This window comes from Pedobacter sp. AJM (assembly GCF_002197755.1).
Classification (GTDB): domain Bacteria; phylum Bacteroidota; class Bacteroidia; order Sphingobacteriales; family Sphingobacteriaceae; genus Pedobacter.
Genome location: NZ_NHOT01000001.1, coordinates 219,400 through 232,490, shown reverse-complemented (window position 1 = coordinate 232,490; position 13,091 = coordinate 219,400). Strand labels below are relative to the sequence as shown.

General features: G+C 38.5%; 13 protein-coding genes. 6 read left to right on the top strand and 7 right to left on the bottom strand.

Going from position 1 to position 13,091, the window contains the following annotated elements; translation table 11 throughout:
• Nucleotides 1–142: 142 nt before the first annotated feature.
• Both CBW18_RS00885 and yiaA read right to left on the bottom strand, forming a co-directional pair.
• A complete protein-coding gene (locus tag CBW18_RS00885) occupies nucleotides 143–847 on the bottom strand; it encodes a gamma-glutamyl-gamma-aminobutyrate hydrolase family protein (protein ID WP_088299381.1) in 705 nt (234 codons plus the stop codon).
• A 14-nt stretch (nucleotides 848–861) separates the two neighbouring features.
• Complete coding sequence (yiaA, locus tag CBW18_RS00880) at nucleotides 862–1,269, bottom strand: inner membrane protein YiaA (protein ID WP_088299380.1); 408 nt, start codon at nucleotides 1,267–1,269, stop codon at nucleotides 862–864.
• 165 nt (nucleotides 1,270–1,434) lie between these two features.
• Between yiaA and CBW18_RS00875 the strand changes: the two genes are divergently transcribed.
• Both CBW18_RS00875 and CBW18_RS00870 read left to right on the top strand, forming a co-directional pair.
• Nucleotides 1,435–2,925 carry an NAD(P)H-hydrate dehydratase gene (locus tag CBW18_RS00875; RefSeq protein WP_253248927.1) on the top strand — a complete coding sequence of 497 codons (1,491 nt, stop codon included), beginning with the start codon at nucleotides 1,435–1,437 and terminating at the stop codon, nucleotides 2,923–2,925.
• Nucleotides 2,926–3,199: 274 nt separating this feature from the next.
• A complete protein-coding gene (locus CBW18_RS00870) occupies nucleotides 3,200–3,901 on the top strand; it encodes an AIM24 family protein (protein ID WP_088299378.1) in 702 nt (233 codons plus the stop codon).
• Nucleotides 3,902–3,964: 63 nt separating this feature from the next.
• Here CBW18_RS00870 and CBW18_RS00865 read toward each other — a convergent pair whose 3' ends face one another.
• The 4 genes from CBW18_RS00865 to CBW18_RS00850 form a co-directional block, all read right to left on the bottom strand.
• On the bottom strand, nucleotides 3,965–4,819 hold the full coding sequence (locus CBW18_RS00865) for an anti-sigma factor domain-containing protein (RefSeq protein ID WP_088299377.1): 855 nt from the start codon (nucleotides 4,817–4,819) through the stop codon (nucleotides 3,965–3,967).
• A gap of 2 nt (nucleotides 4,820–4,821) precedes the next feature.
• Nucleotides 4,822–5,373 (bottom strand): RNA polymerase sigma factor, encoded by a 552-nt coding sequence (locus tag CBW18_RS00860; protein ID WP_088299376.1) that lies wholly within the window; start codon nucleotides 5,371–5,373, stop codon nucleotides 4,822–4,824.
• A gap of 114 nt (nucleotides 5,374–5,487) precedes the next feature.
• Complete coding sequence (lipA, locus tag CBW18_RS00855; RefSeq protein ID WP_088299375.1) at nucleotides 5,488–6,381, bottom strand: lipoyl synthase; 894 nt, start codon at nucleotides 6,379–6,381, stop codon at nucleotides 5,488–5,490.
• A 137-nt stretch (nucleotides 6,382–6,518) separates the two neighbouring features.
• Nucleotides 6,519–7,808 (bottom strand): short-chain dehydrogenase, encoded by a 1,290-nt coding sequence (locus CBW18_RS00850; RefSeq protein WP_088299374.1) that lies wholly within the window; start codon nucleotides 7,806–7,808, stop codon nucleotides 6,519–6,521.
• Nucleotides 7,809–8,131: 323 nt separating this feature from the next.
• On the opposite strand from CBW18_RS00850, the gene CBW18_RS00845 reads away from it, so the two are divergent.
• Nucleotides 8,132–8,857: a malate:quinone oxidoreductase gene (locus CBW18_RS00845; protein WP_371565955.1), complete on the top strand. Its 726-nt coding sequence runs from the start codon at nucleotides 8,132–8,134 to the stop codon at nucleotides 8,855–8,857.
• Here CBW18_RS00845 and ubiE read toward each other — a convergent pair.
• Entirely contained in the window at nucleotides 8,755–9,453 is a 699-nt protein-coding gene (ubiE, locus tag CBW18_RS00840) for a bifunctional demethylmenaquinone methyltransferase/2-methoxy-6-polyprenyl-1,4-benzoquinol methylase UbiE (RefSeq protein WP_088299373.1), read from the bottom strand. The two genes, CBW18_RS00845 and ubiE, sit on opposite strands and share 103 nt — an antisense overlap.
• 168 nt (nucleotides 9,454–9,621) lie before the next feature.
• On the opposite strand from ubiE, the gene yihA reads away from it, so the two are divergent.
• The 3 genes from yihA (at nucleotide 9,622) to CBW18_RS00825 (ending at nucleotide 13,059) form a co-directional block, all read left to right on the top strand.
• Nucleotides 9,622–10,245: a ribosome biogenesis GTP-binding protein YihA/YsxC gene (yihA, locus tag CBW18_RS00835; protein ID WP_088299372.1), complete on the top strand. Its 624-nt coding sequence runs from the start codon at nucleotides 9,622–9,624 to the stop codon at nucleotides 10,243–10,245.
• Nucleotides 10,246–10,320: 75 nt separating this feature from the next.
• Nucleotides 10,321–11,178 (top strand): UbiA-like polyprenyltransferase, encoded by an 858-nt coding sequence (locus tag CBW18_RS00830; protein ID WP_088299371.1) that lies wholly within the window; start codon nucleotides 10,321–10,323, stop codon nucleotides 11,176–11,178.
• Nucleotides 11,179–11,352: 174 nt separating this feature from the next.
• Nucleotides 11,353–13,059 carry a M3 family oligoendopeptidase gene (locus tag CBW18_RS00825; protein WP_088299370.1) on the top strand — a complete coding sequence of 569 codons (1,707 nt, stop codon included), beginning with the start codon at nucleotides 11,353–11,355 and terminating at the stop codon, nucleotides 13,057–13,059.
• The last annotated feature ends 32 nt before the right edge of the window (nucleotides 13,060–13,091 follow it).

The following is a 13,091-nucleotide window of genomic DNA, read 5'->3' as shown; positions in this document are numbered from 1 at the left end:
TCTTTACTAATCATGAATGGATGGCTTTACTAAGTCGATTTAGTGCTTAAAATCAGTACCGTTTAATGTATTGGAGAGTTTAACGGCTTAATGAAGTCAGTATGGTTTTGGAAGCTGTTTCCTGTGTATACCATAACGAAAGTTACAGCCGATTTGTGATGGACTGTATAAATGCATCATGCAGGTTTTTGCTAAAGCGGCTTTGCTGATCCTTTAAACGTTCAGGGTGCCATTGCACAAATAAAAGAAACGACTTGCCAGCGGGTTCAAGGCGTTCTATGGCTTCGGCAATACCATCTGGTGAAATGGCACTCACCACTAAACCTTTGCCAATACGATCGGTGCTTTGATGGTGATTGCTGTTAACCAAACCAAAATCAGTATGTACAATTTGTTTTAACCAGGAAGATGGATTGATGATAATCTCATGATAACGGTCTTGCTTGTCGGGCATTTTAGAATGGTCAAACTTTCCCCAGGTGGCAATATCCGGAATTAAAGTTCCGCCAAAAAAAACATTGCCAACCTGTATTCCCCTGCAAATGCCCAAAACCGGAATATCATTTGCCTCTGTATATGCTAAAATTTTAAATTCAAATTCGTCCCGGAGTTCATTCACATCATCTTCATGGCAGTATGGATAATAGTCTGGCTGATTATAAAACCGGGGATGCACATCCTCTCCACCGGTTAATACAATCCCCTGGCAGTTTCTGATGGCTTCAAAATTATCGAGTTTATAACCCAGCTGAATTACTGCTATGCGGCTATCATATGATAACACCCAATCCCGATAGATAGAGAATTTGCTGCAATCGGTAACACCAATAATTATTTTTTCAGCCATTAAATAAAAAGTGATTAATTGAGATCTTTATTTTTATTGGAGATCTGATTATCTCTGGTGTTTTTTTGAACAGTAATGGCACCGAAAAGCGAAAGTAAAAAAGCAAAGGCATAAAAACCTTTTTCACTGGGCAATAGTGTGGCGTTCCATAAGCCAATCACCAGCAGGGTAATGGTGAGCAAAGTAGAGAACCAGCTTAAGCCATAGTAAATTTCAGTTACCGGAATGCCTTCCAGTTTATCGCGAACAGCTTTTTGTAAGGAAATTACAGCAAAAAGGCCAAACATTAAAACAGTGAAATAATATCCTTTTTCATTCAGTAGCATGTCTGAACGCCAAAGGCCAACAATAAAGCCGATCATTCCGGTGCCTAAAGCAATCCAGGAAGCAGCTATAAATGCATTTGATGGTTTTTGGTTCATTTGATTAGCGTTTAATAAAAATGTAATTGATTTATTAATGGTAAAGGTTAAAGATATATAATTTTTGGTTGGTCAGTATTTATGCCGATCATTTTCAACACCTGAATACCTTGCCAAAACAATAATACACAATTCTTTATTATACTTAAATCTTAACTTAGTTTAATGCAGACTCTACTTACTTCAGCGCAAATGCGCAAAGCAGATGAATTTACGATAGCAAATACGCCTATTGCTTCTATTGATTTAATGGAAAAGGCAGCCCGGGCCTTTGTACATAGTTTTTTAAGAGATGAATTCGACACGCATAAAAGCATTGCTATATTTTGTGGTAAGGGGAACAACGGAGGCGACGGACTGGCCATAGCACATCTTTTACTCAGTAATGGATATAATAATATAAAAGTTTACCTGGTTAATTTTTCTGAAAAGCAAAGTGCCGATTTTACCATTAACCTTCAGCGGCTGGAAGAATCCAGGTGTAAAAAGGTAGTTTTAAATGCAGCTGCAGATTTAAAAAGTATCAAATCCGATATCATTATAGATGCCATTTTAGGGTCCGGCTTAAATAAGCCCCTGGAAGGTGAGTATGCAGCACTGGCAAGACTGATCAATCAATCGCAAAGAAAGGTTTATGCTGTTGATGTACCGACCGGCTTTTTTGCAGAAGGAAGGTTGCCAAAAGAATATAATGGAATAAAAGCCTTTAAAACGATTTGTTTCCAACGGCCAAAAATTAATTTTTTTCTGCCTGAATCGGTACAGGCGACAGTACAGGTTGAAGTTGTGGCAATCGGATTAGATGAGCATTTTATGCAGAAACAAACTTCAGATTTTTATCTGATAGAGCAAAGCGATGTGAAAAATATACTCCAACCCAGGAGATTATTCAGCCATAAAGGTACCTATGGTCATGCCTTAATTATTGCCGGAAATACAAATACCATGGGTGCCGCCCTGCTTTCTTGCATGGCATGTCTGCATACCGGTGCAGGTTTAACTACCGCCTGTATTCCTACTGGTGGCTTAATTGCACTGAACACGGCCCTTCCTGAGGTAATGGCTTTACCACGTGATGAATATACCCGGATAGAACACCCGGGGAAATATCAGGCCATTGCTGTAGGACCAGGTTTAGGTGTTTCTGTTGAAAATGAGCGTTTAATGGAAAGTTTGATGACATTTGATTATCCATTGGTTATTGATGCTGATGGTTTAAATATGTTGTCAGAAAGACCAGATTTATTAGGCAAGTTGCCCGCACATTCCATTTTAACACCACATATGAAGGAGTTTGACCGGCTTTTCGGGTCACACGACAACTGGTGGGACCGTTTGCAAACTGCAAAAGAACAGGCTGTTAAATTACAGGTCGTTATTGTGCTTAAAAATCAGTTTACTTTTATCTGTACTGCCGAAGGTGAAGTTTTAATTAATCCAACCGGTCATCCTGCCATGGCACAGGGTGGAATGGGCGATGTTTTAACCGGAGTAATTGCGGCTTTTTTAGCGCAAAAATATACGCCTGCCGATGCCGCTGTTTTAGGTTGTTTTGTACATGGAAAAACCGGTGACAGCCTCGCTCAGCATAAATTTGTGGTTACGGCTTCACAGGTAGCTGCCGGAATTGCGGATACCATTCAGAAGCTGATGTAATTGACGCATGTAATTTCCTGAGTACTATTCGGGTGGATCTATTCAGTGATAAATGTGTTTTTAAAAGTGTCCGATTTGCCTGAGTTATCACTGACGACATGGTATTACTGAAAAAATTAATCACAAATTAAAAATGGTTTAAACCCCTTTTGGGAATGTTTAAGAGCCGTATTTTTTTTATTCGTGTGCATACTTCGGGCAAACAGCTATTTATAAAATGATTTGGCTCACGAATTGATGAGGGTGTTAGAAAACCGAAAAACAATATTTAATTATGGAAACAAAAAAAGAGTATACCTTAAAGGAGCTCATTCAGGAATCGGCAGAAGATCCCAATGAAAATGATTTTTTTGAACTGGAGAAACCTGCCTTGCTGGAAGTCAATCTGAAAAACCAGAAAATTATGGCCAAAGCAGGATCGATGGTAGCCTATATTGGCAACGTTGATTTTAAACGCGAAGGTTTGTTAAGTAAAGGATTAGGCGGCTTATTGAAAAAAGCGATATCCGGAGAAGGCACATCATTGATGCATGCAACAGGAACAGGCAAACTTTATTTAGCTGATGAAGGTAAAAAGGTTAAAATCATTAAACTTCAGAATGAATCCGTTTTTGTGAATGGAAACGATGTTCTGGCACTTGAAGACAGCATTAAGAATGAAATCAAGATGTTAAAAAGTGTTGCAGGAATGATGAGTGGCGGATTATTTCAGGTTAAATTATCTGGCAGCGGGTATATTGCCATTACCACACACGGAGAGCCCATTTTGTTGAGGGTAAGTGCCAATCAGCCGGTTTATACGGATCCCAATGCAACAGTGGCCTGGTCAGAAAATTTATCACCTAATATTAAGACCAATCTTACTTTTGGCTCATTCATCGGAAGAGGGAGTGGGGAATCATTTCAATTAGAGTTTTTCGGAGAGGGCTGGGTGTTAGTTCAGCCATATGAAGAAGTGAAATACGCACAAAAATAAAATATCATAAAAAATCCCAGCAAATTTAAAACCTGCCGGGATTTTTTTATTTAAATATTCTAATTAAACACCACCCATTACGGTTAGTTTTTCCATCGTTGGGTTTGCACTTCCACCCATCGGTTCAAGTGTTACTGCAAAAGCCTGTGCATCCTGAATGGCTTGCATTTTTAAAAGGGCTTCTTTTGAAGTCGAATCCGTTTTGCCAAATACACCAAGACTTACCGGTTTTCCATTTACCATTGCCCAAAGTTGGTATTCATGTTGCGCATCTGCCTTCGGAAGATCCATTGCCAGGTAATTAATCAAAACATTTTTATTTTTTTTATTCCAATAGACATTCATTTTTGCCTGAGGACTTATGGCCTGCCCCTTCATTTTGATGGTCGCCCATTCTTTACTCTCATTCATCTGTACCAGATTATTTAATCCCTGGTTAGAATATTCAAGTTTGCTTACAACACCTGCAAATTTTTGTTTATCTAAATTTAAACTCGCAATCTGGTCGTGTGCATCGGTTAACTTACTATAGGTGATAAACAATGCCGCTGTACTCATCAACAAAAGTGCAATGCAGGCAACCAGTGCATAACGCAAGGTTTTTACCTTTCCGCTATGGTTTTCAAGCTGAACTATTTTTGTTTCTTGTGGTAAAGATGGTATAAGAACAGGCTCAGTTTCTTCATCTGCACCAATACCTAATTTCTCAAATAGTTTTGTTTCAACAAACGCAGCAGGTTGTACTGCATTTTGCATGGCATATTTTTCCAGCGCATCTTCAATGGCAGCAAGTTCATTTCTGATTTCCTGATGCTGACTGGCAAGTTCCTGTACCTGCAGCGCTTCCTGGGGCGATAAATCACCCAAAACGTACAGTTCAAGTACTCCTGATTCGATATATGCTTTTAAATTTTCCACGCTTAATTAAAATTCCTTCTCAATTCAATAATAGCCAAACGAATGCGGGTTTTTACCGTACCCAATGGCAGATTTAACTTTTCTGCGGCTTCTACATGTGTATAGCCTTTGTAATAAACTAAATCAAGAACGGCATGTAAGTCCGGTTTTAGATTTTCAACAAGCTGCTTTATCCCAAGTACATCCGGGTTAAAAGTAACTTTGTTTTGTTCATCAACGAAACTTACGTTATTTTCTATATCCTGGTTTTTGAGTGAATTTTTAAAATCTTTAGAACGTAACTTATCAATAGATAAATTTCGTGCAATATTCATCATCCAGGTAAACAGTCTTCCTTTGGAATTGTCGTAATGTTCAGCAGATTGCCAGATCTTTACAAAGGTTTCCTGCAATACATCTTCAGCAAGCTCCGTATGGGTGATAATCCTGGAAATAACGCCGTAAAGTGCAGATGAATACATCCCATACAGTGTTTTTAACACTGACGAATCTCTCGATTGTAGTGCAAAAACAAGTTCAGGTTCAGTTAATGTAGTTTTTTTCAATGCGGTCACTATGCTTGCTAAGATACATTACTGAACACGAAAAGCAAAAAAATGTTTTATAAAGAAATTCCTGCAGGGAGTGCAATTTTTAAAACATTTTTTAAACTGCAGTCATTTTCTGCTTTATGCTATACCATCAATCGGGAAAAGATGTTTTTCAGCATGATAGGAAGAGCGAACCAGTGGGCCACTTTCTACATATTTTAATCCTTTTGATAAACCCACTTCTTTATACATGGCAAACTGATCAGGATGAATCCAATCGATAACCGGATGGTGATTGCGGGTAGGCTGTAAATACTGGCCCAATGTTAAAATATGTACACCATTTGCAACCAGGTCATCCATCGCTTCAAAGATATCTTCATCCGTTTCACCTAAACCAAGCATAATACCAGTTTTAGTTCTCAAACCAAAATCAGAAATTCTTTTCAGCGCTTCCAGGCTTCTGTCGTATTTAGCCTGAATTCTTACCTGTCTGGTTAAGCGTTTAACCGTTTCCATATTATGTGATACCACTTCCGGACGTTCTTCCAGCACACGGTATAAATTATCCCACTGCCCTTTAAAGTCAGGAATTAGAGTTTCCAGTGTTGTTACCGGACTTTCCCTGCGGATGGCCTGCAATGTTTCAGCCCAGATAATAGAACCACCGTCTTTTAGATCATCACGGTCTACTGATGTGATTACGCAGTGTTTTACCCCCATTAATCTTACTGAATCGGCAATCCGGTTTGGTTCATCAACATCAACAGCTAAGGGCCGTCCGGTAGCCACAGCACAAAACGAGCAGCTACGCGTACAAATATTTCCAAGAATCATGAACGTTGCAGTACCAGCACCCCAGCATTCGCCCATATTCGGACAGTTACCACTTTCACAAATGGTGTGGAGTTTATGGGTATCGACCAGACTGCGAACCTGAGCGTATTCTTTGCCAACAGGCAATTTTACACGCAACCAATCCGGTTTACGTTTAACTTCGGTTACTGCAGGTACAACTGGTAGATCAATCATAATGCAAAGTTAAGGATTAGGATTGAAATGTAACAATATGGAAATGTTGTAATGTTGTAATGTTTGAAGGTTACTTTTTAAAGGAAATGCAAATTCTCTGATTCAGATCCTGCAAATTAGACATGCCGACTTATAGCTTACCATAAACTTTTTGCTTGGTTCAATAGCGCATTCCCTTTTTTGGTGATTTCTTTTTTACCGTTATTTATAGTAGATGACCCGGTATATTGACTAACTGCATTTGAAAGGTTTCTGAATTTATGAATGCCTGCGAAAATCTCTTTGGTGTGTGGAACATCGTTTTCCTTCATTACCCGTTCCCAGTTAATTTTTGATAGGGTAGCAATCATGTATTTTGAAACCAGTTTTGTGATAAAGGCTTTATCATAAACACCATTTAACGCTGCATCTGATTTTCTTTCACCTGCAAAATCAATGATTTTTTGAAATGCCTTATGTTCTGTGTCTGAAAACAAAGTGCTTTTCTTTAGCTTTTCAAGCGCTGGAACAGCTTTTTCCGGTTGATCTCTTTTTAGATGCAGATAAGCGTCAATAATCCATACCAATTCGTTTTGAAAGCCTAGCTTATTCATATCCTTTAAAAAGCATTCAAAATCTTCTAAAGATCTTTCTTCATCAATCTTGCGTGCCATGCGCATTCTGTCGAAGCCTCTGAATAGGTAATTCATTCCATCAAAGGCAATATGAGTTTGGGCGTCACTTAAATTTCTCCAGCCAAAAAAAGCCTTGGTATAGGGCAAAGGCATATCTTTATTTTGATCAAGCCACTTGATGTTTCTTGATAAGCCATCCTCTGAAAGATAATACAGGTTATTTCCAAAAAATAAGAATCCCCGTACAAATTCCAGCAATGTTTTCATTTCAGAGTCAGGCAAAAGTTCGGGCTGTGTTTTTGAGCATTCATATAAGGCAAATGGCTGACCTAAATCCCGGGTAGTTAATACTGCCATGCTTAAAATGGCGTGCTCAATATTTTGCATACGAAGCCTTTCTGCCGGGTCAATGGTCTTTAAATTTACTTTTGGCGCACCGTAGAGCACATTAAAACCCTGTATCAATCCCGGGAAAATATCTTCGTCGGTTTCTTTTACAAAAGTTTTCACCTTACGGTAATTGTTGTAGATTTTAAAGGCTTCCAACACCGAAATGCGATGTTTGCTGGTATCCATTAACGACAAAACAGATTGGTTGTACTTAGAAAAATGCTGATACTCGGACATATTAGTGTCCAGCACCGCATTTGCACGAATGGCAATTTTGGTAAACTTATAAAAAATGATTTTATCATAATTGATGTTTTCCTGTAGCTTTTGTTTATCCAAAAGAAGTAAGGCTTCATCTGTTTGGTCACCAGAACAAGCCCAAAGGAAAATTGTGCAAATTAATAAGAGCGAATACTTCATCATTATCATTTAAAATAAATAGGTAAACCAAAATGCTGGCTAATCAAAACTAGTCTTTTTTCAAACTATCGCAGGATCAAATGTTTGTTTATGCAATAGATTTTTTTAATTCAGGCGATATGATCTTTGGTTCTGTTTTTATAATGCCATTTTTATCAAATTTTGATCAGGTGGTTTAAAACGGAATGGCTTTTGCGAATCAGATTCTCGAAAAAAATATTTTACTACATTAAATTCTAATTTTTTGGCAATTTTTTTAGTTTTCCGACTGCAAAATTCGTTGTATGTTTAAAATGATTCTAAATTTGTAACTCCTTTAATATAAAATGACTAAAAAGAAAAAGACAGTTGGCAAAACTGACGTAGATGTGATTTTAATAGGCGCAGGTATTATGAGCGCTACCCTTGGGGTTTTATTAAAAGAGTTAGAACCTGGTTTAAGCATCGAAATTTACGAAAGACTTGACATTGCGGCGGCAGAAAGTTCTGATGCCTGGAATAATGCAGGGACTGGTCATTCTGCTTTTTGTGAATTGAATTATACTCCCGAAAAAAAGGACGGTACGGTTGAAACCAAAAAGGCCGTACAGATTGCCGAAAACTTTGAAGTTTCTAAACAGTTCTGGGCTTACCTTATTGAAAAAGGATTGGTTTCAAACCCGGGAAACTTTATTCGCAAAATTCCGCACATGAGCTTTGTTTGGGGAAAGAAGAATGTAGAGTACCTGAAAAAGCGTTATGAGGCATTGCAAAAATGTACGCTGTTCAGTGAGATGGAATATACGGAGGATGCAAAAGTAATTGATACCTGGGCACCTTTGATTATGGACGGTCGCAAGAAAGATGAAAAAATTGCAGCAACCAAAATGGATCTGGGAACTGACGTTAATTTTGGTTCTTTAACCCGTGATATGTTCAGCCACCTGAAGGAACAGGAAAATGTAAATCTTTATTTTAACCATGAAATCCGCGATCTGAAAAAAAATAAGGATGACAACTGGGCAGTAAAATCATTACCATCCGGAAAGGCTGCTACAGATTCTGGTAAATAGGTGTAGGCCCTAGCATCTTTTGAAAATAATTTTCCAAAAAATGGTGTAACATGTAAAAAATAAAAATTGTATAGCTGTTTTACCGGAAACGCCCTCGGTTTGGAAAACTCCAGAATGACCATTTTCCCACCTGGTTTTAATACACGATACATATCAGCCAAACCTTTCTCCAGATTTTCGAAGTTCCGCACGCCATAAGCACAGGTAATGGCATCAAAGGTATCTGCTTCAAAATGCAGGCCTTCCGAATCACCAACCTGAACCGAAAATATTTCACTTAAGCTACGTTGGTTGATTTTTTTGCGGGCCACTTCCAGCATGCCTTCAGATATATCTACACCGACCACTTTTTCAGGATGCAGTTTCTTGATGGCTTCGAATGCAAAATCACCTGTGCCGGTAGCCACATCCAGTAAATTTCTTGGCTGAATAGACACCAGTTCCTTAATGGCCTTCTTGCGCCAGAGTACATCTATACCTAAAGAAAGAAAATGGTTTAAAAAATCGTATGTACCTGAAATGTTATTAAACATGGTTGCAACCTGCTCTTTTTTAGTTGCATCTGTAACCTGGTATGGAGTGATGTTCTGATTCATGATAAGTAGCAAATATAGGGAAAAAGTCGGGAGTCTTTAGTCAAGAGTCTAATGTCTGGGTTGCAATAATCAATGCACCATTTAAAGTTTACATTTCTACCAGACTAATCATTTTCGACTTTAGACTTTGAACTTCGGACTTCGGACTCAAAACCCTACCTTTGCCTTATGGTTATCAAAACGGCAACATTTGTTTGCAGCAACACCCAGATTTCGGCTTTACCGGCACCATTAATGCCTGAATATGCTTTTATTGGCCGGTCTAATGTCGGTAAATCCTCTTTAATTAATATGTTAGTGAATCAGCATGGCCTAGCGAAAACTTCGCAGCGCCCAGGCAAAACACAACTTATTAATCACTTTTTAATTAATGAGAAGTGGTACATTGTCGATCTTCCGGGTTACGGTTATGCAAAAGTTTCAAAAACCAGCAGAGAGAAATGGGAGAAATTTATCCGCGCCTACATCACCAAAAGAGAAAGTCTGCAATGTGTTTTTGTTTTGATTGACAGTCGTTTAGAACCACAACAGATTGACATTGAATTTTGCTACTGGTTAGGTGAAAAACAGATTCCTTTTTCATTGATTTTTACCAAAGCCGATAAACAAGGTATGACCACCACACAGAAAAATGTAGCTGCATTTAAGAAAAAATTAGGCGAATTTTTTGAGGAAATTCCGGCGACGTTCATCACCTCAGCTGAAAAAGGAAATGGAAAAGATGACGTGCTTAAATTTATCGGTGAGGTAAATCATGATTTTGTCGTTCCAACAGAATATAAGAAATTTTAAATTATTTAGTTTATGGTCAATAGTTCAATCCTGGAAAGCCATTAACTATGAGCCATTGACTATCATCTTTAAAACATGAAAAAATACTTTTCTCTCGTATTATTCGCTCACTCCGTTTTTGCATTACCTTTTGCCATGATTGGCTTTTTTCTCGGTGTAACCACCACTGAAAATCCTTTCGAATGGCATAAACTGATTTTAGTTTTACTGTGTATGGTATTTGCCAGGAATGCAGCCATGGCATTTAACCGCTACCTGGACCGGGATATTGATGCCAAAAACCCACGTACGCAAATGCGTGATATTCCTGCCGGAAAGGTGTCAGCTAATGAAGCACTCATTTTTGTAATCATCAACTGTATATTATTTGCAGCTGCCACCTATTTCATCAACCCGCTCTGCCTCTATTTATCGCCAGTTGCCCTCTTCGTAGTATTGTTTTACAGCTATACCAAAAGGTTTACCGCACTGTGCCACCTGGTACTCGGACTTGGCCTTGCGCTTGCCCCTATTGGTGCCTACATTGCCGTAACAGGGCATTTTGCTTTGGTACCTGTTTTATATTCTTTAACCGTACTTTTCTGGGTAAGTGGATTTGATATTATTTATGCCTTACAGGACGAGGATTTTGATCGGGAAGAAAAATTACACTCCATCCCATCCGCACTTGGCATAAAAAATGCACTGAATGTATCGGTTTTACTGCATGTATTTTCAGCAGCCTGCGTTATCCTGCCAGTTTTTTTTACCGAATTTAGCTGGGTATATTACATCGGGATTCTGTTTTTCTGCTCCATGCTGGTATATCAGCATTTGCTGGTCAAACCAAATGATATTAGTAAAGTAAACAGGGCATTTCAAACCTTAAATGGATATGCTTCAGTGGTATTTGCGCTCTGTTTTTTAATCGACGCCTATTTAAGACATAAATAAAAATGAGTGAGTTTGAAAAGTAATTTAGAATGAGTAAATGACCGAATGAGTGAGTTTTAAGAACAATTTTGGATGAGAGAGTTTTGAATGAGAGAATATTTGGCAATTTCAATATCATTCAGTCATTCTCTAACTCTCTCATTCAATCCCTCACTAATTCTCTAATTAAATATGATGATAATAGAAAAAAAAACCAGAACATATATTCCGCAGGATTTAACCATCAACTGGGAAAGCCTGGAGCCACTTTTTAAGGAACTGCAAAGCCGCGAAATCAATAACGTGGAGGAACTGGAACAATGGTTAAAAGACCGTTCAGAACTCGAAGCCGCATTGGAAGAAGATTTTGCCTGGCGATACATCAAAATGAGCTGCGATACAGCCAATGCGGAATTGGTTAAAAGCTTTCAATATTTTGCTGAAGAGATTGAGCCAAAAATTTCACCACTGGCTAACGAATTGAACAAAAAATTTGTAGAAAGTCCTTTCATGGATGACCTGGACAAGGAAAAATTCTTTGTTTACAGCAGAGCGATTAAAAAGGCTTTAGAAATTTACAGGGAAGAAAATATTGAGCTGTTTACGCAGTTACAGGTAAAACAACAAAAATATCAGAGCATTACCGGTGCCATGAGTGTGGAAATTAATGGCCAGGAATATACGCTGGAGCAGGCTTCCATTTTCATCAAAGATTTAAACCGTGAGGTTCGTGAGCATGCCTGGAAAACCATTCAGCAACGTCGTTTAATTGATAAGGACGACCTGAACATTTTATTTGATGAATTAATCAAGATGAGAAACCAGGTGGCACTAAATGCAGGTTTTGAAAACTACCGTGATTATATGTTTCAAGCTTTAGGTCGTTTTGATTATAGCCCTCAAGACTGCTATGATTTTGCCAATGCCATTGAAAAAGAAATCGTTCCGATTTTAAAAGAGCAGGCAGAGAAACGCAGGGAGGCTTTGGGATTAGAAACACTTAAACCCTGGGATGTAGAAGTCAGCATCAGTGGTAAACCAGCACTTAAACCCTTCCATAATGGCGAAGAACTGATTGATAAAAGTATTGCCTGTTTCAATGCCATTGATGAAAAGTTAGGCGTAAAACTGGCAACGATGAAAGCCAACCATCTTTTTGATGTGGAGAGCAGAAAAGGTAAGGCTCCTGGTGGTTATAATTATCCACTGGCAGAAACAGGTGCACCGTTTATCTTTATGAATTCAGCAAACTCGCTTCGCGATTTAACAACAATGGTTCATGAAGGTGGGCATGCGATTCATACTTTCTTAACAGCAAACCTGGAGTTAAATGATTTTAAACATTGCTCTTCGGAGGTTGCGGAACTGGCATCCATGAGCATGGAACTCATTTCCATGGACAACTGGAGTGTCTATTTCGATAATGAAGAAGATTTAATCCGTGCTAAAAAAGAGCAACTGGCAGATGTGCTGAAAACATTGCCCTGGGTAGCCGTAATTGATCAGTTTCAACACTGGATTTACACCAATCCTGAACATACCGCAGCAGATCGGGAAGAAACATTTAAACAAATTTACAATCGCTTCGGAGCGGGTTTTGCAGACTGGGACGGTTTAGAGCAGCAATTTGGAAACGTTTGGCAGAAACAGTTGCATTTGTTTGAAGTTCCTTTTTACTATATTGAATATGCCATTGCACAATTGGGTGCTATTGCCGTATGGAAGAACTATAAAGAAAACCCTGGCAAGGCACTTGATCAATACCTGGCCGCACTTTCTTTAGGCTACACCAAACCGATCAACGAGATTTACGAAACGGCAGGAATTAAATTTGATTTCAGCTCAGATTATGTAAAGGAACTGGCAAACTTTGTTAAAGATGAGTTAGAGAAATTAGGATAATACATCCATATTTACTAAGTCGCGGTTAATCC